The 22,543-nt window shown below is 71.6% G+C and carries 20 protein-coding genes and 1 pseudogene; 11 read left to right on the top strand and 10 right to left on the bottom strand.

Going from position 1 to position 22,543, the window contains the following annotated elements; genetic code table 11:
* Positions 1-123: 123 nt before the first annotated feature.
* From ACXAHD_RS22415 to ACXAHD_RS22430, 4 genes are all read right to left on the bottom strand, one after another.
* Positions 124-819, bottom strand: a complete 696-nt coding sequence (locus ACXAHD_RS22415) for a hypothetical protein (RefSeq protein ID WP_475052952.1) — start codon at positions 817-819, stop codon at positions 124-126.
* Complete coding sequence (locus ACXAHD_RS22420; RefSeq protein ID WP_475052955.1) at positions 816-2,036, bottom strand: hypothetical protein; 1,221 nt, start codon at positions 2,034-2,036, stop codon at positions 816-818. Before ACXAHD_RS22420 ends, ACXAHD_RS22415 begins: the two co-directional genes overlap by 4 nt.
* 175 nt (positions 2,037-2,211) lie before the next feature.
* Positions 2,212-2,745, bottom strand: coding sequence for a DUF6244 family protein (locus ACXAHD_RS22425; RefSeq protein WP_475052957.1), 534 nt, complete (start codon positions 2,743-2,745; stop codon positions 2,212-2,214).
* Between the two features lie 70 nt (positions 2,746-2,815).
* The gene (locus ACXAHD_RS22430) at positions 2,816-3,196 is read right to left on the bottom strand and encodes a MerR family transcriptional regulator (RefSeq protein WP_289212004.1); all 381 of its coding nucleotides are present in this window, start codon (positions 3,194-3,196) and stop codon (positions 2,816-2,818) included.
* A 54-nt stretch (positions 3,197-3,250) separates the two neighbouring features.
* On the opposite strand from ACXAHD_RS22430, the gene ACXAHD_RS22435 reads away from it, so the two are divergent.
* Positions 3,251-4,213 carry an aldo/keto reductase gene (locus tag ACXAHD_RS22435; protein ID WP_475052960.1) on the top strand — a complete coding sequence of 321 codons (963 nt, stop codon included), beginning with the start codon at positions 3,251-3,253 and terminating at the stop codon, positions 4,211-4,213.
* 44 nt (positions 4,214-4,257) lie between these two features.
* Positions 4,258-4,833 (top strand): hypothetical protein, encoded by a 576-nt coding sequence (locus ACXAHD_RS22440; RefSeq protein WP_289212005.1) that lies wholly within the window; start codon positions 4,258-4,260, stop codon positions 4,831-4,833.
* On the opposite strand, the gene ACXAHD_RS22445 is transcribed toward ACXAHD_RS22440, so the two are convergent.
* Positions 4,820-6,700 carry a sensor histidine kinase gene (locus ACXAHD_RS22445; protein ID WP_281552846.1) on the bottom strand — a complete coding sequence of 627 codons (1,881 nt, stop codon included), beginning with the start codon at positions 6,698-6,700 and terminating at the stop codon, positions 4,820-4,822. The genes ACXAHD_RS22440 and ACXAHD_RS22445 overlap by 14 nt on opposite strands.
* Complete coding sequence (locus tag ACXAHD_RS22450; protein WP_281552847.1) at positions 6,693-7,388, bottom strand: response regulator transcription factor; 696 nt, start codon at positions 7,386-7,388, stop codon at positions 6,693-6,695. Before ACXAHD_RS22450 ends, ACXAHD_RS22445 begins: the two co-directional genes overlap by 8 nt.
* Positions 7,389-7,487: 99 nt before the next feature.
* Between ACXAHD_RS22450 and ACXAHD_RS22455 the strand changes: the two genes are divergently transcribed.
* The 5 genes from ACXAHD_RS22455 (at position 7,488) to ACXAHD_RS22475 (ending at position 13,595) form a co-directional block, all read left to right on the top strand.
* Complete coding sequence (locus tag ACXAHD_RS22455; protein WP_281552848.1) at positions 7,488-8,768, top strand: efflux RND transporter periplasmic adaptor subunit; 1,281 nt, start codon at positions 7,488-7,490, stop codon at positions 8,766-8,768.
* 32 nt (positions 8,769-8,800) lie between these two features.
* On the top strand, positions 8,801-9,460 hold the full coding sequence (locus ACXAHD_RS22460; RefSeq protein ID WP_281555812.1) for an ABC transporter ATP-binding protein: 660 nt from the start codon (positions 8,801-8,803) through the stop codon (positions 9,458-9,460).
* A 38-nt stretch (positions 9,461-9,498) separates the two neighbouring features.
* Positions 9,499-10,701: an ABC transporter permease gene (locus tag ACXAHD_RS22465; protein ID WP_289212008.1), complete on the top strand. Its 1,203-nt coding sequence runs from the start codon at positions 9,499-9,501 to the stop codon at positions 10,699-10,701.
* Between the two features lie 108 nt (positions 10,702-10,809).
* A complete protein-coding gene (locus ACXAHD_RS22470; RefSeq protein ID WP_475052965.1) occupies positions 10,810-12,084 on the top strand; it encodes an ATP-binding protein in 1,275 nt (424 codons plus the stop codon).
* A gap of 71 nt (positions 12,085-12,155) precedes the next feature.
* Complete coding sequence (locus tag ACXAHD_RS22475) at positions 12,156-13,595, top strand: outer membrane protein assembly factor BamB family protein (protein ID WP_475052967.1); 1,440 nt, start codon at positions 12,156-12,158, stop codon at positions 13,593-13,595.
* Positions 13,596-13,614: 19 nt separating this feature from the next.
* Here the strand turns inward: ACXAHD_RS22475 and hisC are convergent, their stop codons facing one another.
* The 3 genes from hisC to hppD all read right to left on the bottom strand — a co-directional run bounded on the left by hisC (position 13,615) and on the right by hppD (position 16,967).
* Positions 13,615-14,700, bottom strand: a complete 1,086-nt coding sequence (hisC, locus tag ACXAHD_RS22480) for a histidinol-phosphate transaminase (RefSeq protein WP_289212010.1) — start codon at positions 14,698-14,700, stop codon at positions 13,615-13,617.
* 14 nt (positions 14,701-14,714) lie between these two features.
* Positions 14,715-15,677: an RDD family protein gene (locus ACXAHD_RS22485; protein ID WP_475052972.1), complete on the bottom strand. Its 963-nt coding sequence runs from the start codon at positions 15,675-15,677 to the stop codon at positions 14,715-14,717.
* A 123-nt stretch (positions 15,678-15,800) separates the two neighbouring features.
* Positions 15,801-16,967 carry a 4-hydroxyphenylpyruvate dioxygenase gene (gene hppD, locus ACXAHD_RS22490; protein WP_281552854.1) on the bottom strand — a complete coding sequence of 389 codons (1,167 nt, stop codon included), beginning with the start codon at positions 16,965-16,967 and terminating at the stop codon, positions 15,801-15,803.
* Between the two features lie 131 nt (positions 16,968-17,098).
* Between hppD and ACXAHD_RS22495 the strand changes: the two are divergent.
* Positions 17,099-17,618 (top strand): annotated as a pseudogene (locus ACXAHD_RS22495) (Lrp/AsnC family transcriptional regulator).
* Here the strand turns inward: ACXAHD_RS22495 and ACXAHD_RS22500 are convergent.
* The gene (locus ACXAHD_RS22500; protein ID WP_289213719.1) at positions 17,602-17,790 is read right to left on the bottom strand and encodes a hypothetical protein; all 189 of its coding nucleotides are present in this window, start codon (positions 17,788-17,790) and stop codon (positions 17,602-17,604) included. The pseudogene ACXAHD_RS22495 and the gene ACXAHD_RS22500 sit on opposite strands and share 17 nt — an antisense overlap.
* Before the next feature lie 83 nt (positions 17,791-17,873).
* On the opposite strand from ACXAHD_RS22500, the gene ACXAHD_RS22505 reads away from it, so the two are divergent.
* From ACXAHD_RS22505 to ACXAHD_RS22515, 3 genes are read left to right on the top strand one after another with little or no spacing between them, the layout of a single operon-like run.
* Positions 17,874-19,115: an MFS transporter gene (locus tag ACXAHD_RS22505; protein ID WP_281552856.1), complete on the top strand. Its 1,242-nt coding sequence runs from the start codon at positions 17,874-17,876 to the stop codon at positions 19,113-19,115.
* 57 nt (positions 19,116-19,172) lie between these two features.
* Complete coding sequence (locus tag ACXAHD_RS22510; protein WP_289212013.1) at positions 19,173-20,591, top strand: PQQ-binding-like beta-propeller repeat protein; 1,419 nt, start codon at positions 19,173-19,175, stop codon at positions 20,589-20,591.
* 51 nt (positions 20,592-20,642) lie between these two features.
* Positions 20,643-22,325, top strand: coding sequence for a fumarate hydratase (locus tag ACXAHD_RS22515; protein ID WP_289212014.1), 1,683 nt, complete (start codon positions 20,643-20,645; stop codon positions 22,323-22,325).
* Positions 22,326-22,543 lie beyond the last annotated feature (218 nt).

A 22,543-nucleotide genomic window follows, 5' to 3' on the forward strand; every position in this document is an offset into this window, starting at 1 on the left:
AAGCGACACGCCCGAGTTGATCACACCCGGGCCGTCACGCCACGTCACATCGACAGGGCTCGGTTCCGGATCGGCGGACCCCTTTCGGGAAATCCTCCAGCTACAACCCGCCACGGGTCCGTACTACGAGCGCAGCGCGTTTTTGATCTTCCCGGCGGCTTTGTCCATGCCATGCATCACCTTCTGTGCCGTACCGCTGCTGAGCTGCAGGAGCATGCTGGCGCTCAACGCCTTTTCGACTTCGGACAGGCCCTCCTGCGCCGACCCGCTGAGCCGGGTGGCCGCCGCCTGCATCACCTGCTTGACCTGGCCGTCGCCGGCCTTCTCGGCGCAGTTCGTCAGCGACTGCGCGTTGAGTACGTCGAGTGACAGGGTGGTGAACGCGGCGTTGAGCCCGGCCGTCTCGAAGGTCAGCTCGTCACCGGAGCCGTTCATCAGGAACGACGAGATGATCTTCTCGTCCATGCCGCCGGTCATCCGGGCGGTCGGACTGACGTACTTGGGCATGCCGCCCAGCTCGCCGATCAGCGCCTCCCAGGTCTGCACCCGCTCGCTGGTCGACGTCCTGAGCCGGCCGTACAGTCCGGCCAGGATCGGGTTGGGGGTGCGCCGGGTCAGCATGGCGAACAGGTGGACCCCCATCAGGTCGTGGGTCGTCCACGCGGAGAGCTGGTCGGCCAGGAACGGGCCGTTCAGACCACTGCCAGTGGCGAAGGTGGCGAGTCGGTCGTCGTCCACCGCCCGCTCCGGCGTGACCGTCACCATCGGGCCCGGCTTGATCATCGCGCCGGTCTCGGTGCGTACGGCACTGCGCGTCATCGCACGACCTCCTCTCGAACCTTCTCGCGGGCGTACTGCTCGGCCGGGTACGGGCCGTCGGTGATATTGCGGTACTCCCGGCCGTTGCGCTGCGCGTTCTCGTCGATGACCTGCTCGCTCGGGGCGCCCCCGGCGTTGACCGTCGCCATGTGCTTGATGTAGCGCTCCGGCCACTCAGCGACGAAACCGGTGCCGAACGTGGTGATGTCCACCTGTTCGGCGATCACCTCGCGGATGAAGTCCTTGTTCGGCTGGAACTTCGTCGGCTGGGGCATCTCGGCGGGGAGGATCTGCTCCGGCTCCCGGCCGTCGTACCGGCGCAGCAGGTCGGCCGCCGCCTTGAGCTGCTCGATCTCCATCGCCAGGTTCAGCTCCCAGACCTGCTTGATCCGGCGGTCATCCTCGTCCTGGGCGAACGACCAGTACATGTAGCACTCGTTGTACTCGTGGTGGACGAGCTGCTCCAGCCAGCTCTCCGCCGGGTCGAGCATCGACTCGTACTGCGTGACGTGTTCCTCTTCCACCATCGCGATCTCCAGGTAGAGACCCCGGGCGATCGGCTCGACGAACTCCGGCCCCACGTTCATGTAGTAGTTCATCGTCTGCTGCTCGGCGGCCGTGATGGTGATGGCGTGCATCCGTGACAGCGGATCGACGGTGTGCTTGTCGTAGTGCTTGCGGACGTTGTCCTCGGGGTGGCGGTGGTGGTGCGACGTCGGCCGCCCCGGCATGACCTCGGTCAGGTAGTCGACGATCGCCTGCGCCTTCTTGCCCTGGGTCAGCTCGTACAGGTTGGAGTAGCGGTAGAGGTGGTCGAAGTCCTCCAGCAGGCCGAACTTGTAGTTCTGCCGCAGGTACGGGTCGGGCTCGTTGCGGGCGACCCAGGCGGTGATGTCGGTCGCCACCTGCTCGTACCCGAGCACGACCTCCAGCACCGACTCCTGGCCGGGGATCATCCAGTTGATCGCCTTCTGCTGCTGTTGCTCGATGTAGCGCAGGTAGGCGAGCTTCTGCCGTAACTCGATGTCGTCGACGTGCCGGTTCATCTGGTGGCTGAACGTGATCGCCTCCACCTCGATCCCGTTCATCACGATCACCCGGCACCGGGTGTACGGATCGACCCCGTGCGGCTCGTACGGCTCGACGTTCAGTTCGGACCAGCTCCGTAGCTGTTTTTCCAGCGGGATGCCGGTTTCTTCGAGCGGGTTGAAACGCATCGCCTCTCCTTCTCGGGGCCGTCCGGCACATCGCCGGCTGCCTGCCGCGCCGGCAACCAACGAAGGCTGTCGACCCCCACAAATCACACCATTTCCCGCGAGCTGTGTGCAGCGGAACGGCCGGATGGCGGCGGCTGAACGTCAACGGCGGCCGAGTATCGACGGCGGCCGACCGTCAGCTGCCCGGTTTCGCGCCGACCCGGCGGGCGGTGGCGGCGGCAGCGGTCAGCGACTCGTCGACGACGCCGGCCCGTTGCCGTACCGCCGCCAGCGTCTCCTTGACGGTGCCGAGCGCACCGAGCAGCTGGGCCGGGTCGCCACCCTGCAGCACCCGCGCCACCAGCCCTGCCGCCTCGTCGGCCTTCGCGGCGGCCGTGCCGATGCCGTCGCGGACGGCGCGCAGCTTGTCGCCGGCCCGACCCAGCGTGGCCAGCACCTCCGCCGGTGACGGCTCCCTCGGCACCGGCACCACCGTGGCCGCCACCTCGTCGAGCGTGCCGGTGACCCCGGTCAGCCCGGCCTGCAACTCCTTCAGCGTGTTGCGTACCTGGATCATGCCGGCCACGATGCCGCTGAAGCCGCCGGCCGCCGCCTGACCGGCGACCCGCTCGGCTTCGTGCTGGGCCGCCGCTGCGGCAGTCCGGGCCCGTTCGGCGCCCGCCCGCATCGCCTGCAGATCCTTGCCGACGCTGTCCACCGGTGCTGCCACGATCGCTCTCCTCACCCCGTTTGACCTGCTGTTTACATGGTGCGGGGTGGTCGGTGGAAAAGCCGGCAGACTAGCCCTCGGCTGCGGTCGTGTCCGCTGCCTGGCCGTGGTACCAGGCGAGCTTCTCACCGAGGCGGGCCCGCCAGCGGTGCAGCTGTTCGATCTGCTGCTCGACCGCGTCCGCGTGCTCGCGCAGCAGCGCAATCCGCTCCGGGATGGTCTGCGGGTCACGGCACAACTCGCCGTAGCGGCGTAGCCGTTCGATCGGCATCCCGGTGTCCCGCAGGCAGCGCAGGAAGTCGAGCATGCCCAGGTCGTCGTCGCTGTAGACGCGGCGCCCGCTGGAGTTGCGGGCGACCGGCGACAGGATGCCCTCCCGTTCGTAGTAGCGCAGCGTGTCGATGGAGAAGCCGGACCGGGCCGCCGCCTCGGCGGGTGAGTAGGCCGTCATGCCGCCGACAGTACCGCTTGACCTGGAGCGCGCTCCAGGTCGCAGGGTGGACCCATGACGTACGAAAACAGCACGCCGGCACCGGCCTCGCCGCTGGTCCTGGGCGCGATGATGTTCGGTACCCGGATCGACGAGGAGACCTCCTTCGCCCTGCTCGACCGGTTCGTCGAGCGGGGCGGCGAGTGGATCGACACCGCCGACTGTTACGCATTCTGGGCAAGCAAGGACGGCCGGGGCGGCGACAGCGAACGGGTCGTCGGGCGGTGGCTCGCCGCCCGGCCCGGCGTACGGCAGCGGGTGCGCATCGCGACCAAGGTCGGTGCCGAGCCGCTGTGGGCCGGCTCGTGGCCGCGCGTGCGGGCCGGGCTCAGTCGCCACGCCGTCGCCGACGCCTTCGCCGGCAGCCTGGACCGGCTGGGCGTCGACAGCGTCGACCTGCTCTGGCTGCACCAGGAGGACCGGGCCACCCCGATCGAGGAGACCGTCGAGACGGTCGCCGGGCTGGTCGCGTCCGGTGCCGTACGTCGGGTCGGCGCGTCCAACCACCCGGCCTGGCGCATCGAGCGGGCCCGCGCCCACGCCGCCGCCACCGGCACCCGGCCGATCGACGCCCTGCAACTCAACGCCACCTATCTGCGGGCCCGCCCCGGCACGCTGCCCGAGGGGGTGGTCCATCCGTTCGGCCTGCTCAGCGACGAGCAGCGGGACATCGCGCAGGCGTACCGGATGGAGGTGTGGGCGTACACGCCGCTGCTGTCCGGTGCCTACGACGACCCGGCCAAGACGATCCCGCCGGTGTACGACCATCCGGGCAGCGCGCGGCGGCTCGCGGCACTCGACGACGTCGCCCGGGTCACCGGCGCGACCCGTGGCCAGGTGGTGCTTGCCTGGCTGGTGGCGCAGGGCATCCGCCCGATCCTGGGCGGCAGCAAGCCGTACCAGTTGGAAGCGGCGCTCGACGGCGTCACTCTCGCCCTCACCGACGAGCACCTCGCCCGCCTGGCCGTCGCCGGCTGACAATGCTGACAGGTTCCTGACGGTTGGCCGGAATTCTGGCTCGCATGAGCAGATATCGACAGATGCGTCCGGCGAGCCGGCTGGCCGAACCGTTGCTGGCCGCGCTCGCCGTGACGGCGATCGGGCTGTCGGCCGGGTGCGGCGGCGGTGACGGGAACACGAGCGCTACCGGTGCCCGAGGGTCGGCTGGTGACGCCGGCGACAGCGGTGTCGCCTCGATCGTGGGCAGCGCTGGGCCGGACGTCTCGCCGTCGCCGCAGGTCGAGCGTCCGTTGATCCGCCCCGACACGTCCGCTGAGGAACACGAGCGGCTCATGAACCTCTGGCTGCAGTGCTTCGAGGACAACGGGGTGTCGGAGATGGACCGGAAGACCAAAGAAGACACTCCGCAGGTGCGGCAGGTCGCCGAGGACTGCGCACCGCTGGAACCCGAACGCCTGTGGCAGCGTTCCCTGCGCCTCGACCCCGAGTATCCGGACAAGCTGCTGGCCTGGGCGGAATGTCTGCAGGACCGCGGGGTCGACGCGTTCGTCGACGGAGACTTCCTGTCACTCGCTGATGGACTGCCGGCCGGTACCGAGGTCGAGGACTGCGAAGCGGAGGCGTTCAGCGGGAGCTGACCGGGTCGCAGCGCCGGGCCGGGAGGCGTACGGTGACGTGCGTGCCCCGGCCCGGCTCGCTGGCCACGGTGATGTCACCGCCGTGTGCGTGGGCCAGCTGCCGGGCGATCGGCAGACCCAGCCCGCTACCGCCGGTGCGCCGGCTGCGCGAGGCGTCGGCCCGCCAGAACCGGTCGAACAACTTCGGCAGGTCGGTGGCGGCGATCCCGATCCCGGTGTCGACAACCTCGATGGTCAGCCAGTCGTCGCGTACGGCGCAGTCGACGGTGACCGAACCCCCGGCCGGGGTGTGCCGCACGGCGTTGCCCACCAGGTTGCCGACGAGCTGTCGCAGCCGTACCGCGTCGAGGACGACCTCCGGATCGCCGTGCACCGCCCCGGTCAGGGTGACCCCGGCGGTGGCAGCGGCCCCGCGGTTGGCCTCGACGACCTGGCTGAGTACGTCGCCGACGAAGGTCGGCTCCGGATGCACCGCGAAGGTGCCGTCGTCAGCTGCGGCCAGGTCCCGCAGGTCGTCGATGACATGCTGCAACAGGGTCGCCTCCTCGGTGAGCAGTTCGAGGGTGTGGGTGTCGGCCGGTGCCAGCCCGTCCTGGGCGGCCTCCAGCCAGGCCCGGATGTTGGTCAGCGGCGACCGCAGCTCGTGGGCTACGTCGCTGACCATCGCCCGGCGTTGCCGCTCCAGCTGGTCCCGCCGGCGTGCCAGGTCGTTGAAGGCGGTGGCGAGACTGCCGATCTCGTCCCGGGTGGTGACCGGCACCGGGCGTTGCCTGTCCACCGGCGCACGGGCCGCCGCGGCCAGTGCCCGCAACGGCCGGACCAGCCGCATTCCGACTCCGACGGTGACCGCCACGGTGAGCAGCAGGACCAGTCCGGCGACACCGGCGATCCGCAGCAGGTTCCCGGTGGACAGGTTGACGGTCGGCGACCCGGCGTCGGTGGCCGTCGCGTCGGTGACGTACAGCAGCACCGGCGGTGCGACGTACGCCCGGAGCTGGCTGCGGAGGCCTGTCTCGGCGCAGGCGCGGGCGTCGGCCTCGGACGGCGCACCTGGGGAGGCCCGCAGGACCCGGACGTCCAGCGTAGGAGTGACGGCCAGGTCGATGTTCGCCGCCTCGGGCCCGAGACATGCCTCGGTGAGGTCGAGCAGCTCGGCCAGGGGTGCGACCTCGCTGCGGGCCGGCTCGCGCAGCAGCGCCGGTTCCGGGCAGGCCAGCGGCCGGCCACGGTCGATACCGGCGTCGAGGATCGTCACCGTCGCCCGGCCGCCCGGCAGCTCGACGACTTCGGCGGCGAGCCCTGCCCCGTCGACCAGGCAGCTCCGGTGGTCCTCGGCCGCCTTGTGGATGCCGGCGCGTTCGTCGTCGCTCAGCCGGTACGGCCCGACGACCCGGGTGTCGATGCTGGACCCGTGACGGCTGGCGGTGAGCGCCGGGTCGAGGTCGAGCGGGTCGACGATCGCCGACGGGCGGGCGTCGCGCAGCGTCGGCCCGGGCGCCGACTCGGCGACCGGGTCGCGGGTCACCGGGTCGAGCAGCACGATCCGCCGGCCGGTACGCGATGCGAGGTCGTCGACGACCGGCGTGACCGCCGACCAGTCGCGGTGGTCGATCGCGTACGTGATCATCTCGTCGTAGACGCTGACGTCGTCGGCGAGGGACCGACCCTGCTCCTGCTCGATCGCCCGGGTGGTCGACGCCACGGTAAGCCAGGCGGTGGCGACGACCGCGCAGACCGTCACCAGCACCGACGCGCCGAGCAGCCGCAGCATCAGGCTGTGCCGCAGCGGTACCCGCGCGACCGAAGCCGGGCCTGGGGCCGGACCGCCGGTGGCCGGGGCCGGACCGCCGGTGGCCGGCTCACCCACCGGCGGGGTCGCGCAGCTTGTAGCCGACGCCGTACACCGTCACCAGGTACGCCGGCCGGCGTACGTCCGGTTCGATCTTGCGGCGCAGGTTGACCAGGTGGGTGTCGATGGCCCGCTCGGTCGAGTCCCGGTCCACGCCCCGGGTGTGCTCCAGCAGCTGGGCCCGGGTGAAGGCGCGTTCCGGCTGCTCGACCAGGGCGGCGAGGATTGCGAACTCGCCCGGGGTGCAGTTGACCGGTCGTCCGTCGACGGTGACCTCCCGGCGGACCGGGTCGACGGCGAGTGCACCGACCCGTCGTACCCCGTCGATGGTGCGTGGCACCCGGTCGACCCGGCGCAGCAACGTCCGGACCCGGGCCATCAGCTCCCGCGGCGAGTACGGCTTCGTCAGGTAGTCGTCCGCACCCAGATCGAGCCCGCGCAGCAGGTCGTCCTCGTCGGCGCGGGCGGTGAGCATCAGCACCAGCAGGTCCGATTCGCGACGCAGGATCCGGCACACGTTCAGCCCGTCCAGGCCGGGCATCATCACGTCGAGCACCAGCAGCTGCGGCCGGTGCCGGCGGGCCTGGTCGAGCGCGTCGCGCCCGTCGTGGACCACTGTGGTCCGGTGTCCGTCGGACTCGACGTAGCGGCGCAGCACCTCGGCCTGCCGCCGGTCGTCCTCGGCGATCAGCACATGGGCAACCACGGGGCGAACCATACTGCGTGTCAGCGTCGGCGCGGCGGTGGGAAATGGCACCGTACCGGCCTGACAGGTTCCTCACAATTGCCGGCGACGATGGCCGGCATGGTGTTCTTCCTGCGAACGTTCGCCGGTCGTCGGTGGCGTCGGACGCTGGCGTACGGCCTGCCGGTCGCGGTCGTGGTGGCCGGGCTGGTGGTGACCGGAACCGTAGCCGGCTGGGGCTGGCCGGGCCGGGGCGCGACGGCCGAGGCGGACGCCGCGACGGCGGATCCGCTCTGGGTGGCGACCACCGAGGTCGTGCGAATGGACATCTCCGACGCCCGGGAGCTGGTCGGCACCCTCGGCTACGGTGCCGCCCGACCGGTGCGGGGCTCCGGCGACGGGGTGCTGACCTGGTTGCCGGAGCAGGGATCCGTCATCGAACGCGGCGAGCAACTGTACCGTGTGGATGATCAGCCGGTACTGCTGTTCTACGGCGGTACGCCGCTGTTCCGGACCCTCGACCGGCCGAACCTGGTCGGCCGCGACGTGCGGGTGGTCGCCGACAACCTGAAGGCGTTGGGCTACCGGATCGGTTGGCAGCCGCCGGTCGGCGCCGCCGTCGCGGTGCCGGCGGCGGCACCGCCGCCGGACCCCGACGACGCGGCGGGGCCGACGGGGGGAAGCGATGCGGCTGGGCCGACAGTGGAGAGCGACGCGGCGGAGTCGTCGGAGCGGGAGGTGGCACCGACCCCGACAGGCGGTACGGTCACCGTCCGGTCCGGCGACGCCGTTCTCACCCCGGAGCTGATCTCGGCCATCGAACGCTGGCAGCGGGACCGCGACGCGCCGGCCACCGGGGTCGTCCGGGCCGGGGAGGTCGCCGTACTGCGGGGCAAGGTCCGGGTCGGCTCGGTCGCCGCGCTGCCCGGCGACAGTGCCGCGACGGACATCATGTCGGTCACCCCCACCGACAAGGTCATCACGGTACGGGTAGAAGCCGGCGAGGCGACCGGGATGGTGCCCGACGTGTCGGTGACGATCACTCTGCCCGACGGCGCGACCGCCCCCGGCACGGTGACCGCGGTCGGCACCGTCGCCGAGGAGTCAGAAGGTCCGCCGGGGCAGGGTCCGACGGTGGACGTCACCGTCGTGCCCGACGACCCGGCGGTGCTCGGCGGGCTGGAGTCCGCGCCGGTCCGGGTGCAGTTCCGTACCGAGCTGCGGGAGCAGGTCCTCGCGGTGCCGGTCGGTGCGCTGCTCGCGCTCGCCGAGGGCGGGTACGCGGTGCAGCTGACCGACGGTGCTCTGGTCGCCGTCGAGACTGGGCTGTTCACCAGGGGAATGGTCGAGGTCACCGGGGCCGGTCTCGACGCGGGCATGACGGTGGTGACCACGTCGTGAGCGCACCGGTGCTGTCGGTCGTGCGGGCCGGGATGCGCTACCCCGGCGGCGTCGCCGCGCTGACCGACGTCGACCTCGACATCCACGCCGGGGAGCTGGTCGCCATCGTCGGACCGTCCGGCTCCGGCAAGTCGACCCTGCTCAACATCATGGGCACCCTGGACCGTCCGACCAGCGGTACGGTCCGGCTCGGCGGGCACGACGTGACCACCCTGTCCGACCGGCAGCTGTCGGCGCTGCGTGGGCGCTGGCTCGGCTTCGTGTTCCAGCAGTTCCACCTCACCGACGGGTTGACCGCGGCGGAGAACGTCGCCACCGGGCTGCTGTACGCGGGCGTACCGCGTCGTCGCCGCCGACCGTTGGCCGCCGAGGCGCTGGCCCGGGTCGGTCTCGCGCACCGGGTCGGTCACCTGCCCCGGCAGCTGTCCGGCGGGGAACGGCAGCGGGTCGCGATCGCCCGTGCCCTGGTCAACGGGCCGGCGCTGGTGCTGGCCGACGAGCCGACCGGTGCGTTGGACACCGCCACCGGTCGTGCCGTGCTCGACCTGCTCACCACGCTCAACGCCGACGGCACCACCATCGCGGTGATCACCCATGACCGGGACGTCGCGGCGCGGCTGCCGCGCCGGGTGGAGATCCGCGACGGTCGGCTGGTCGGCGACGTCCGCCAGCAGCCGGTGGCCGTGCCGTGAGCCGGGTGGAATCTCCCCAACTGGTCGGAGCTGCCCCGGTGCAGCTGCCGCGCCCGGTGCGGCTGGCCCCGCTGGATCTGCTCCGACTCGGGCTGGTCGGGATCCGGACCCGCCGGTTGCGGGCGGCGCTGTCGGCGCTGGGCATCTCGATCGGTATCGCCACGATGATCGTGGTCACCGGCATCCCGGCGGCCAGTGAGCGGGCGTTGCTGGCCGAGCTGTCCGCCCTCGGGGTGAATCTGCTGCAGGCGACGGCCCAGCCTGACGAGGACGGCGTCACCCGGCTGCCGGTGGAGGCCCCGGCGATGGTGGCCCGGATCGGGCCGGTGACCGCGACCAGCGCGGTAGCCAACACCAACACGGTGATCCGCCGTTCCGACTTGATCGACCCACGCGACGGCTCCGGGTTGACCGTGCTGGCCAGCGACGCGAGGTTGCCGGTGACGCTCGACGCGCGGCTGCGGACCGGGCGTTACCTCGACGCCGCCACCGAACGGCTGCCGACGGTGGTGCTCGGCGCGGTCGCCGCGACCCGGCTGGGTGTGGTCGACCTGGGCCCGGTGGACTCGCCGACGCAGGTACGCATCGGCGACGTCTGGTTCACTGTGATCGGCATCCTGGAGCCGCTGCCGTTGGCCCCGGAGATCGACCGGTCGGCCCTGGTGGGGTGGCCGGCGGCCGAGTCCGAGCTGGGTTTCGGCGGGCACCCGACGGTGATCTACCTGCGGGCGCACGAGCCGGCGATCGAGGCGGTGCGGGCGGTGCTGCCGGCGACGATCGACCCGCAGCGGCCCAGCAAGGTGCAGGTGACCAGGCCGTCGGACGCGCTGGCGGCCAAACGTGCCACCGAGAGCAGCTTTGCCTCGCTGTTCCTGGCGCTGGCCGGGGTGGCGCTGCTGGTCGGCGGGATCGGGGTGGCGAACACGATGGTGATCTCGGTGCTGGAACGTCGGTCGGAGATCGGGTTGCGCCGGGCGCTCGGCGCGAGCCGGGGTCAGATCCGGGCGCAGTTTCTCACCGAGTCGGTGGCGTTGTCGCTGCTCGGCGGCCTCGCCGGTACGGCGCTCGGCCTGGCCGCCACCGCCGGTTACGCGGTCGCCAACGGCTGGCCGGTGGTGGTGCCGCCCGGGGCGACCCTCGCCGGGCTGGGTGGGGCGCTGCTGGTCGGTGTCGTCGCCGGCGGCTATCCGGCGTTGCAGGCCGCCCGGCTACCGCCGACCCGGGCCCTGGCCACCACCTGACCGACCACGTGTCGACCGGCGTAAGGGTAGCCTACAAGATGTGTGTGAGGTAGTGTGAAATGCGTGTGAAAAGTAGCTTGTAACGCGTGTGGAAGGTAGTTTTGGCTGGTGAGTGACTATCAGACTAGGATCGTCGATCAGGAGCTGGATGAACTCCTCCCTGGCCTGCCTGCCATCAGCGTTGAGGGACCGAAGGGGGTGGGCAAGACGGCGACGGGGCAACGTCGGGCAGCCACCCTCATCGGATTGGACGATCCCGTGCAGCGCGAGTTGTTGCGGGCCGATCCGCAGCGCCTCGACCGTCTCCCGGGCCCGGTACTCATCGACGAGTGGCAGCGGGAACCGACGGTCTGGGATCTGGTGCGACGCAGCGTCGATCGGGACTCGTCGCCGAGCAGGTATTTGCTGACCGGCAGCGCTACCCCCACCTCGGCACCCACCCACTCCGGAGCGGGTCGGATCGTGCAGCTGCGGATGCGGCCGATGACTCTCGTCGAGCGGGCCATCGCCGAACCCACGGTCAGTTTGCGTGACCTGCTTTCCGGTCAACGACCGGAGGTCGTCGGCGAATCACCGGTGGGCCTTGCCGACTACGCCGAGGAGATCGTCCGGTCAGGTTTTCCCGCCATCCGACAATTGCCGTCGAGAGCGCGTCGCGCGCAACTCGACGGCTACCTTGCCCGGATCGTGGAGCGTGACTTCCCGGAGCAGGGGCATCTGGTACGCCGACCCGAGACGCTCCGGGGATGGTTGGCGGCGTACGCGAGCGCCACCGCGACCACCAGTTCCTACACGGCGATCCTCGACGCGGCGACGCCGGGCGAGAGCAACAAGCCCGCCAAAACCACCACCGTCGCCTATCGTGACGTGCTTTCCCAACTCTGGCTGTTGGATCCCGTGCCGGGCTGGTCGCCGAGCCGTAGCACCTTCACCCGGCTCGGCAGCGCCGTCAAACACCACCTGGCCGATCCCGCGCTTGCCGCTCGGCTGCTCGGAGCCAGTCGGGAAGCGCTGCTCAACGAATCAACCCCGGCTGGGGCCACCCCCCGGATGGGACCGTTGCTGGGTGCACTCTTCGAGTCTCTGGTGACACTGTGCATCCGGGTCTACGCACAGGCCGCTGAATCCTCGATTCACCATTTGCGGACCTGGGACGGCCGTCACGAAGTTGACCTGATCGTGCAGCGTGCCGATCAGCGGGTTGTCGCGCTGGAAGTCAAACTTGCCCCGACCGTCGGTGACGACGACGTCGCGCACCTGCGGTGGCTTCGGGACCGGTTGGGTGAAGACCTGCTGGACGCGGCGGTGGTCACCACCGGTCCGGCGGCGTACCGGCGCGCGGACGGAATCGCCGTCGTTCCACTGGCCCTGCTCGGTCCGTGACCGGTGGTCCAACGTCTGCGGCTGACCCGACGCGGTTGTCCGGTTCGGTAGGGTGCGGGGGGAGGTGCCCGATGGCCGAGCCGGCGAGCAACACCCAGCACCCAGCGGACACAGCGGACCCTTCGGCGCATCCCGCCGACGGGCCGGCGAACCCCGACGGGCAGCCGTACTCCGACGAGACGCAGCCCGGCGGGCGACGCCCCTGGTGGCGGTCCCGCCCACGCTGGCAGCTGATCACCGCCGGGGTGCTGGCCGGGGTGGTCGTCCTCGCCGCCGTGACGGTCGTCGCCTGGCGGGTGCTGGCCCCGACCGAGGTGGTCACCCCGGCCGGCTACCAGCCATCCCCGCCGACCGCCGAACCCGGCCCGGTGGCCGAGCTCTCCGCCGCGCCGCTGCTGGTCGACGGACGGTTCCGGGTGTACGCCACCACCCGTCAGGTACGCGCCGACGGCCCGATCGACATGCGTACCCAGGTCACCCCGGCCTGGTCGTTCCGGCGCTGGCCGGAGCAGCTGACCGGCGTCGTCGCCACCGGCACCACCGTGGTGAGCCGCTGGACGGACGGCGAACTCGTGGCGATCGACGCGGTCAGCGGCGAGGTGGCGTGGCGGTCCGTCGGCCCACAGCCGGCCGACACCGGGTACGCCGGTCGGCGCACCGGGGCGCAGACCGTCTACGCGCCGTCCGGTCTGCACACCGCGGTCAGCGGCACCGACGGCCGGTCGGTGGTGGTGGCGCACGGCGAGTCCCAGCTGGCCGGGTTCGACACGGCGACCGGTCGGGAACTGTGGCGGACCATGCTGCCCGGCCAGGGCGACGCCTGCCGCGACGCCGGCTTCAGCACCACCGGCGGCCGGTTCGCCCTGGTGAACAGCTGCGCGGCACCGCCGACCGTGGAGTTCTACGACGTCGCGACCGGGCAGTTGACCGCGACCTGGCAGCCGGAGGGGGCCGGTCCGGGGCTGGCCGTGGAGCCGATCGGCTGTGCCGCCGCCCGCTCGACCTGCGGGGCGCTGCGCACCACCGGGGCGGGACAGTCCCGGGGCTGGCTGGTCGACGGCCCGGAGCCGGTGCCGGCACCGCCGCTCGACCCGGTCGACGCGATGCTGGTCGACGGGATGGCGATCCGGTTGGACACCGCCGGGGACGCTCCGGCGGTGGTGGCCGAGGTGGCGCGGACCGGCGAGCAGGCGTGGCGGTGGCCGCTGCCGTCAGCGGCGGCACCCGGTCCGGGCGGTACGGGTGACCGGTTGCTCGCGGTGCAGCCAGGCCGGGCGCACCTGCTGACCGCCACCCGGGAGCTGATCACCCTGGACGCGGCGACCGGTGCCGAGCTGTCCCGCTTCGTGCTGATCCTGCTGAGTGAGCTGTCGACCGACTGGGCCCCTGGCTACGTCTACGCACAGGACGGCTTCGTGGCCGTCGAACGGCTACGGCTGCCGGTCGACCCGGACGCCGACGACGACCGCTACTACCGGTTGCAGGAGGCGGTGATCGTCGCCCGCACCTAGGTCGCCGACACCCGCAGCCTCAGAGCGCCGCTTCGGCGGCGGCCAGGAACGCGTCGTTCTCGGCCGGCGTACCGATGGTGACCCGGACCCCGTCGCCCGCGAATGGCCGCACGATCACCCCGCGTGACTCGCAGGCCGCGCCGAACGGCACCGCCCGCTCACCCAGTGGCAGCCAGACGAAGTTTGCCTGACTGTCCGGCACGTCCGGCACCAGTTCGCGTACCGCGTCGGTGACCCGGGTCCGCTCGGCGATCACCAGATCGCACCGGCGGCGGACCTCGTCGGCCTGGTCGAGCGCGGCCAGCGCTGCCGCCTGCGCCAGCGCGTTGGTGCCGAACGGGGTGGCCACCTTGCGTACCGCCGACGCCACCTCGGGATGTGCGACCAGGTAGCCGACCCGCAGCCCGGCCAGCCCCCACGCCTTGGACAACGTGCGCAGCACCACCACGTTCGGCCGGTCGCCGTAGGCGGTCAGGCCGTCGGGTACCTCGGCGTCGGTGACGAACTCCCGGTACGCCTCGTCCAGCACCACCAGTACGTCGTCGGGCACCGCGTCGAGGAACCGGTCCAGCTCGGCCCGGCGAACGCTGGTGCCGGTCGGGTTGTTCGGGTTGCAGACCAGCACCAGCCGGGTCTGCCCGGTGACCGCCGCGGCCATCGCCGGCAGGTCGTGGCCGTGGGTCGCGGTGTTCGGCACCCGCCGGCTGCTCGCCGCCGTGGTAGCCGCGATGATCGGGTACGCCTCGAACGACCGCCACGAGTAGACGACCTCGTCTCCGGGCAGGCAGGTGGCCCGTACCAGATGCTCGCAGAGCGCCACCGACCCGCAGCCGGTGACCACCCGCTCCGCGGCCACCCCGAGTCGTTCGGCGAGCGCTGCCCGCAGCGCCAGTACTCCCATGTCCGGGTAGCGGTGCGTCGACGTCGCAGCCTGCGTCACCGCCTCGACGACGCCGGGCAGTGGCCCGTACGGCACCTCGTTGCTGGCCAGCTTGATCGCCTCCGGCAGGCCGAGCTCCCGGGCCAGGTCGACCGGGCTGCGCCCCGGCACGTAGCTGGGCAGCGCGTCGAGGTCGGCGCGGGTCAGACCGAGCGAGGGGGGCATCGGGGGGCCTCCTGTCATGCGGAGCTTCCGGGGGTGTCGCGGTCCGCGCCCGGACCGCTGGTCCGACCACCGCTGGTCCGACCACCGCCGGGGCCGGCGGCGGTCGCCGGTACGCCGGGCGGCAGCTGCACCACGACGGTCTGCGCCGACTTGTCGTGCAGCGCCTGCCGCAGCGGGCGGTCGAACAGCAGGTAGACGCAGTCGATCAGCTGAAGGATGAAGCCGACGCAGCAGATCCACAACAGAGTGGGCAGGCCGAGGGTGTTCCACCGGCGGAACGACCGGGCGAAGCCGAGCTGCCCGCCCGGCTCGACCGGCACCACCTTGAGCCGGGCCAGCCGCTTGCCGAGGGTCTGACCGGTGTTCGCGACCGCCGGCACCTCGTACGCCCACCAGATCGCCGCCGCCAGCAGGATGATCACCATCTGCAGTCCGGAGGCCCGTTCGGTGACCTGCGGGAGTCCCTCGGTGGACCGGTCGTCGGCCAGTGACCGCCGCCAGATCTCATTGAACGTCGGCCAGGTCTCCACCACGTACTGCCAGACGAACCAGCCGTTGATGAAGATGTTGAGCAGCAGCACCGCGCCGATGTCGATCAGTCGGGCGGCCAGCCGCGCGCCGAACGACGCCAACGCCATTCCCTGCGGCCGGGGCTCCGGCGGCGGCAACCGGTAGCCCGGCCAACCGGGCGGCGGCGCTGTCGGGTAGCCCGGTGGCGGCGGGTAGCTCTGCGCCGGGTGGCCCGGCGGTGGTGGGTGGCCCGGCGGCTGCGACTCCGGCTCGGCCGGTGCCGCCGCCGACGTGCCAGCCGGTGACGTCGGCTCGTTGGCGGTGGGCGGTTGCTCCGCCGGTGGCGGCCCGTCCGGCGGGGTGGCGTCGGCCGGCAACGGCGCACCGATCCACCCGCCGCCGTCCCAGTAACGCTGGGTGGTCGGATCTGCGGGGTCCTTGTACCAGCCGGGCGAGATCGACGTCACCGGGCGGACCCCGCGATGCGGCCGGCCGGCCGGGGCGGACTGTGCATGCTCACCCTGGCACCTTAACGACCGGCGCGACCGGCACCGCAGCCTGTCGACGGTTCACCGGCCGCCGACCCGGGTTCAGAGGTTGCCCCGGCTCTCCTGCTCCCGTTCGATCGCCTCGAACAGCGCCTTGAAGTTGCCCTTGCCGAAGCCGAGCGACCCGTGCCGTTCGATCAGTTCGAAGAAGACCGTCGGGCGGTCCTGCACCGGCTTGGTGAAAATCTGCAGCAGGTAGCCGTCCTCGTCCCGGTCGACCAGAATCCGGCGCGTCTTCAACTGCTCGATCGGGGCGCGGACCTCACCGATGCGGGCCCGCAGCGCCGGGTCGTCGTAGTACGAGTCCGGGGTGTCGAGGAACTCCACCCCGGCGGCCCGCATCGCGTCCACCGACGCCAGGATGTCGTTGGTGGCCAACGCGATGTGCTGCACTCCCGGCCCGCCGTAGAACTCCAGGTACTCGTCGATCTGCGAGCGGCGGCGGGCCACCGCCGGCTCGTTGAGCGGGAACTTCACCTTGCGGCTGCCGTTGGCGACGACCTTGCTCATCAACGCCGAGTAGTCGGTGGCGATGTCGTCACCGATGAACTCGGCCATGTTGGTGAAGCCCATCACCCGGTGGTAGAACGCCACCCACTCGTCCATCCGGCCCAGCTCGACGTTGCCGACCACATGGTCGACCGCCTGGAAGAACCGCTTCGGCTGCAGGCCGGCGTCGACCAACGGCGTACGGTCGACGATCGGTGGTCGGGCCACGAAGCCGGGCAGGAACGGGCCGTCGTAGCCGGACCTGTCGACCAGGGTGTGCCGGGTCTCGCCGTACGCGGCGATGCTGGCCATCCGTACGGTGCCGGCGCCGTCGGTGAGGTCGGCCGGGGCGGCCAGCCCGGTCGCGCCCTGCGCCAGGGCGTGCGCGTACGCGGCGTCCACGTCCGGTACGGCGAGCGCGATGTCGGCCACCCCGTCGCTGTGCCGGGCGACGTGCGCGGCGGCGGACGCGTCGGCGTGCACCGCTCCGCGCAGCACGAACCGGGCGGCGCCGCTGGTCAGCACGTACTCGGCGTGGTCGCGGAAACCCTGCTCCGGGCCCCGGTAGGCGACGCAGGTCATACCGAACGCGGTGGAGTAGAAGTGTGCCGCCTGCTTGGCGTTGCCGACCAGGAAGGTCAGGTGGTCGACGCCGTGCACCGGAAACGGGTCGCGGGTCGCGGTGGCGTCGGCGTCGCGGGAATCAGTCAGGTAGGTCACGATCGTCCTCCCTCGGAGCCGGCCGATCGGGATCGCCATGGCCGGTAACGGCAGGATGGGCGGTTCATCCCCACTGGGCAACCGCCGCGACGACGGCTGGTCAGCCTGCTCACTCGTTAGGGTCGGGGGCCATGGACGCTGTACAGAATGTCCAGCTCGATCAGCTGGACGCTGAGCTGATCGCGCTGCTGACCAGGGAGCCGCGGATCGGCGTACTCGAATGTTCCCGGCGGCTGCGGGTGGCCCGCGGCACGGTCCAGGCCCGGCTCGACAAGCTGGTCGCCCGGGGGGGTGATCGGCGGGTTCGGGCCGCAGGTGTCACCGGCGGCGCTCGGCTTCGGGGTGACGTCGTTCGTCACCCTGGAGATCGGCCAGCGGCACGGGCACGAGCCGGTCGCCACCCACCTGCGCGGCATCCCGGAGGTGCTGGAGGCGCACACCATCACCGGCTCGGGGGACCTGATGTGCCGCATCGTCGCGCGGTCCAACGCCGACCTGCAGCGGGTGCTGGACCAGATTCTGGCGTACGACGGGATCCGACGTGCCTCGACGATCATCGCGCTGGCCGAGCAGATTCCGTACCGGGTGCTGCCGCTGGTGCTGTCGGCCGCGTCCGGTGGCCCGGCGTCCGGCGTCACGGATCGGCGCTGAGCGCGTCGCCGAGCAGCGCCGCGTACCGGTCGCGGTGCCGGTGCACCCAGGGCAGCAGCGGCCCGGCCGGATGGGCACCGGCGAACAGCCGCAGCGCGGCCATCGTCTCGCTCAGCGGGGAGATCGCGAACCGGCTGGCAGCGACGTCGCCCGGACTCACCTCGATCCGCATCCGGCCGCTGTCCACCTCCCGCGACTTTTCGCCCTGCGCCGAAAGGTTACCGCCCGTCGGCGTACCGGCGGCATGCTTCGACGGTGACCACCCCCACCACTGGCAGCAGCGCGCCGCCGGCCGACCGGGCCACCTTCCGGGACCTGTTCGCGGTCGGCGAGTTCCGGGCGCTCTTCGCCAGCTTCGGCATCTTCATGATCGGCGAGACGGTGAAGATGCTCGCCCTGTCCGTGCTGGTCTACCAGCGGACGAACTCGCCGCTGCTGGCCGCGCTGGCCTACGTCGCCGGCTTCCTGCCCAGCGTGGTCGGTGGGATGTTCCTGCTGGCGTACGCCGACCGCTGGCGGCCCCGGACGGTGATGGTCGGCTACGACCTGATCCGGGTGGTCACGGTGGCGGTGCTGGCGCTCGGGGTGCTGCCGCCGGTCGGTGCGCTGGCGCTGGTGTTCACCGTCGGGCTGGTGTCGCCGGTGGCGGCGGCGGCCCGTACCGCGCTGCTGCCGGACCTGCTGGCCGGCGACCGGTACGTGCTGGGCCGGGCGTTGTTCACCATCACCGCCGGGGCCACCCAGGTCCTCGGGTTCGCTGTCGGCGGTGCGCTGATCGGCCTGCTCGGGCCGTACGGCGCGTTGTGGGCCACCGCGGTGACCTGCCTGACGTCGGCGGTGCTGATCCGGTTCGGGTTGTCCGACCGGCCGGCCCGGGTGTTCGGGGCCGCCGCGACCGGTGGCGCGGTACGCGAGACGTGGCGGGTGAACCGGCGGTTGCTCGCCGACCCGCCGGTACGCGGTCTGCTGCTGGCCACCTGGCTGCCCAGCTCGCTGCTGGTCGGCGCGGAGGGGGTGGTGGTGCCGTACGCCGGTGGTGAGGGTGCCGCCGGGGTGCTGTTCATGGCCGCGGCCGGCGGGATGCTGCTCGGGGACCTGGTGGTGGGCCGTGGGGTGGCGCCGGCCCGGCGGGAGGCGTTGACCCCGTGGCTGGCGTTGCTGCTCGGGGTGCCGATGCTGGCCTTCGTGGCCGAGCTCGGCCTGGTGACGGCGGCGGTGCTGTTCGGGGCGGCGACGTTCGGGTTCTCGTACCATCTGGGGTTGGCCCGGCGGTTCCTGGACGCGGTGCCGGCGGACCGGCGCGGCCAGGCGTTCGGGTTGTCCCACATGGGGATGATGACCGGGCAGGGGCTGGCCGCCGGGGCGGCCGGGCTGGTCGCCGAGTGGGTCGCGCCGGGGCTGGTGATGGCCGGTTTCGGGGCGCTGTCGCTGGTCGCCACGCTGCTGCTGTGGCGGCAACTCCGGGTACCGCGCATGAATGTCCCCCGACACGCCTAAAAGCCGCATTTCGGTCGGCCGACTGTTCTGTTGGTCAGGCCCGGCTACGGTGGCCCGATGGCGAAGGGGAGCGCGCCGTGCGTGAAGTGCTACCTGGCCTTCGCGCTCGTCGTGGTCATCGTGCTCGCCGCCACCGGCGTCTGGAACCCGTTCCCCGGCCTGTGGGACTGGGTCAACCGCAGCCAGCCACTGGCCGACCCGGACGTCACCTGGCAACAGCGGGTCGGCGGAACGCCGCGCGGCGTCACCATCACCGAACGCGCCGTCATCGTCGAGCACCGGCTCAAGGTCGAAGGACGCAGCATCACCTCCGGCAACCAGGTCTGGGAGCACAAGGCCGACTGGGCGGCGGTCGCCGGTGACGGCTCCGACCAGGTGGTAGCCACCGGTGAACTGCTCACCGACGGCTACCAGGTGCTCAACCCGGCCACCGGTGCCGTGCTGCGTGCCGACGACGCCGCCATTGCCGTCTGGACCTACCGCGACGCGCTGCTCGACGTACGCTGCGCCGGCCCACGCGACTGCACGCTGACCGCCTGGGACCCGCGCGGCAAGACTCCACGGTGGACCTCCCAGCTGCCCGGAATGGGCTTCGTGCTGTTCGCCGACAACCCGAAACTGGTCACCAGCCGACCGCTGACCGCCGACGACGTCGCCGACGACGCCGGCGGCCCGAAGACCATGCCGACCGTTCTCGGCTTCCCGATCGACGGCAGGATCCACGTCGTCGAGACCCGCACCGGGCAGGTCCTGCAGGAGCTGGAAGAGGACCGGCACGAACGGATCGTGGTCTTCGCCGGCCGGGTGTTCAGCCTGGTCGCCACCCCACGCGACGGTGCCTGCTACTACACCGCGCGGGGCATCGACCCGGTGACCGACCTGCCCGTGTGGCAGCGGACCGGGATCAACCTGCGCACCGCCGACCGGATCGGCTGCGCCCAGCGGGACAACCCGACCGGCGGCGCCAACGTCCTCGCCGGCATCGCCCCCGATATGCGGGAAACCGTCATCGACGCCTACGACGGGCGGGTGCTGTGGACCGGCTCCGCCGGGCAGGAGCTACGCGCCGTCGACGACCGGTACGCGCTGACCCGCTCCGCCGACGGCGAGACCCTCCAGGCGTACGTGCTGCCCACCCCGACACCCCGGTGGACCCGCCCGATGCACCCGGACGCCCAGCTGGCCCTCACCCGGCACGCGGCCCTGGTCGTCGACCGCAAACCGGACCGGGTCGTCGCCCTCGACCCGGCCACCGGCACCGAGCTGGTCAACCTGCGTACCTCGGCGGAGGTGCTGGCCGTCGGACCGCGCGGCATGGTCATCGGCGACGGCCGGGAGATCGGCTACGTCCGGTTCGCCGGTGCCGCCACCACCCCGCCGGTCGGCGGCCCGGACGACCCCGCTGATCCCGGCGGCCCCGACCCCGGCCCCACCTGCGGCGGCGCCAAGCAGGAGCAGTGCCCGGCCAAGGGCTGACCCACCCGGGGGTTGGGAGCTGCGGCCACCTCTGGCCTAGGCTTGCCGGTCATGAGCAGTGCCGCCCCGTTCTCCCACACCCCGCTGCTACCGACCGGCGACGACCTGACGGAATACCGCCTGATCAGCGACGAAGGCGTCGACGTCGTGCACGGGCCGGGCGGGCGACGGTTCCTCACCATCGAGCCGGCGGTGCTGACCGCGCTGACCGCCGAGGCGATGCATGACATCGCTCACTACCTGCGCCCGGCGCACCTGGCCCAGCTGCGGGCGATCCTCGACGACCCGGCCGCGTCACCCAACGACCGGTTCGTCGCCCTCGACCTGCTGCGCAACGCCAACATCGCGGCCGGCGGAGTGCTGCCGATGTGCCAGGACACCGGCACCGCGATCGTGATGGGCAAACGCGGCCGGCACGTGCTCACCGACGGCACCGACGAGCGGGCCATCGCCCAGGGCGTGTACGAGGCGTACACCAAGCTGAACCTGCGCTACTCGCAGCTCGCGCCGATCACCATGTGGGAGGAGCGCAACACCGGGACCAACCTGCCGGCCCAGATCGAGCTGTACGCCGAGGACCCGGGCGGTCAGCCGGACGCGTACAAGTTCCTGTTCATGGCCAAGGGCGGCGGCTCGGCCAACAAGTCGTACCTCTACCAGGAAACCAAGGCACTGCTGAACCCGACCCGGATGATGCAGTTCCTGGAGGAGAAGCTGCGGCTGATCGGCACGTCCGCCTGCCCGCCGTACCACCTGGCGATCGTCGTCGGTGGCACGTCGGCTGAGTTCGCGCTCAAGACCGCCAAGTACGCCAGCGCCAAGTACCTGGACAACCTGCCGACCAGCGGCAGCATCGGCGCCCACGGCTTCCGCGACGTCGAGCTGGAGGCGCAGGTGCTCGAACTGACCCGCCAGTTCGGCATCGGCGCGCAGTTCGGCGGGCGGTACTTCTGCCACGACGTACGGGTGGTGCGGCTGCCCCGGCACGGTGCCTCCTGCCCGGTGGCGATCGCCGTCTCCTGCTCCGCCGACCGGCAGGCCGTCGCCAAGATCACCCCGTCCGGGGTGTGGCTGGAGAAGCTGGAGACCGACCCGGCCCGCTTCCTGCCCGACGTCACCGACGAGACCCTCGCCGCCGATCAGTCCGCCGACGCCGACGTGGTCCGCGTCGACCTGAACCGGCCGATGGCCGAGATCCGCGCCGAGTTGTCGAAGTACCCGGTGAAGACCCGGCTGTCGCTGACCGGCCCGCTGGTCGTCGCCCGGGACATCGCCCACGCGAAGATCGCCGAGCGGCTGGACGCCGGTGAGCCGATGCCGCAGTACCTGCGGGACCACGCCGTCTACTACGCCGGCCCGGCGAAGACTCCCGAGGGGTACGCGTCCGGCTCGTTCGGCCCGACCACCGCCGGGCGGATGGACGCGTACGTGGAGAAGTTCCAGGCCGCCGGTGGCTCGCACATCATGCTCGCCAAGGGCAACCGGTCCGCGCAGGTCACCCGCTCCTGCGGTACGCACGGCGGCTTCTACCTCGGCTCGATCGGCGGCCCGGCGGCCCGGCTGGCCCAGGACTGCATCCGGCACGTCGAGGTCCTCGAATACCCGGAGCTGGGCATGGAGGCCATCTGGAAGATCGAGGTGGAGGACTTCCCGGCGTTCATCGTCGTCGACGACAAGGGCAACGACTTCTACGCCGAGGTCACCAAGCCTGTCCTCACCGTCGGCCGCCGCTGACCCCATGGGCTCCGCACAACGACGGAACTGGCATCGCTTCTCGAACCTGCCGATTACTTCACGTCATTGTTCTTGAGTGCACGGTGATCCTTCTGGGTGGGGGTGCCGGTTGGGCTTGATGCCACAGGGAAACCAAAACGAAACCAGGGCACCAAACCTGCAGAAAACCCCTTGGTTCCCACCCCCACCCCAAAAAAAAGGTAAACCCGGGTCCTCCC

The organism is Micromonospora sp. ABR4_055, assembly GCF_056160425.1.

Excerpts from the sequence above, each read along its gene's own strand:
- ACXAHD_RS22440 (WP_289212005.1), top strand. The coding sequence starts at position 4,258 with ATGAGCAGATATCGACAGATGCGTCCGGCGAGCCGGCTGGCCGAACCG.
- ACXAHD_RS22455 (WP_281552848.1), top strand. The coding sequence starts at position 7,488 with ATGGTGTTCTTCCTGCGAACGTTCGCCGGTCGTCGGTGGCGTCGGACG.
- ACXAHD_RS22515 (WP_289212014.1), top strand. The coding sequence starts at position 20,643 with ATGAGCAGTGCCGCCCCGTTCTCCCACACCCCGCTGCTACCGACCGGC.
- hisC (WP_289212010.1), bottom strand. The coding sequence starts at position 14,700 with ATGCCCCCCTCGCTCGGTCTGACCCGCGCCGACCTCGACGCGCTGCCC.
- ACXAHD_RS22475 (WP_475052967.1), top strand. The coding sequence starts at position 12,156 with ATGGCCGAGCCGGCGAGCAACACCCAGCACCCAGCGGACACAGCGGAC.
- ACXAHD_RS22430 (WP_289212004.1), bottom strand. The coding sequence starts at position 3,196 with ATGACGGCCTACTCACCCGCCGAGGCGGCGGCCCGGTCCGGCTTCTCC.
- ACXAHD_RS22500 (WP_289213719.1), bottom strand. The coding sequence starts at position 17,790 with ATGCGGATCGAGGTGAGTCCGGGCGACGTCGCTGCCAGCCGGTTCGCG.
- ACXAHD_RS22420 (WP_475052955.1), bottom strand. The coding sequence starts at position 2,036 with ATGCGTTTCAACCCGCTCGAAGAAACCGGCATCCCGCTGGAAAAACAG.
- ACXAHD_RS22435 (WP_475052960.1), top strand. The coding sequence starts at position 3,251 with ATGACGTACGAAAACAGCACGCCGGCACCGGCCTCGCCGCTGGTCCTG.
- ACXAHD_RS22460 (WP_281555812.1), top strand. The coding sequence starts at position 8,801 with ATGCGCTACCCCGGCGGCGTCGCCGCGCTGACCGACGTCGACCTCGAC.
- ACXAHD_RS22510 (WP_289212013.1), top strand. The coding sequence starts at position 19,173 with ATGGCGAAGGGGAGCGCGCCGTGCGTGAAGTGCTACCTGGCCTTCGCG.
- ACXAHD_RS22415 (WP_475052952.1), bottom strand. The coding sequence starts at position 819 with ATGACGCGCAGTGCCGTACGCACCGAGACCGGCGCGATGATCAAGCCG.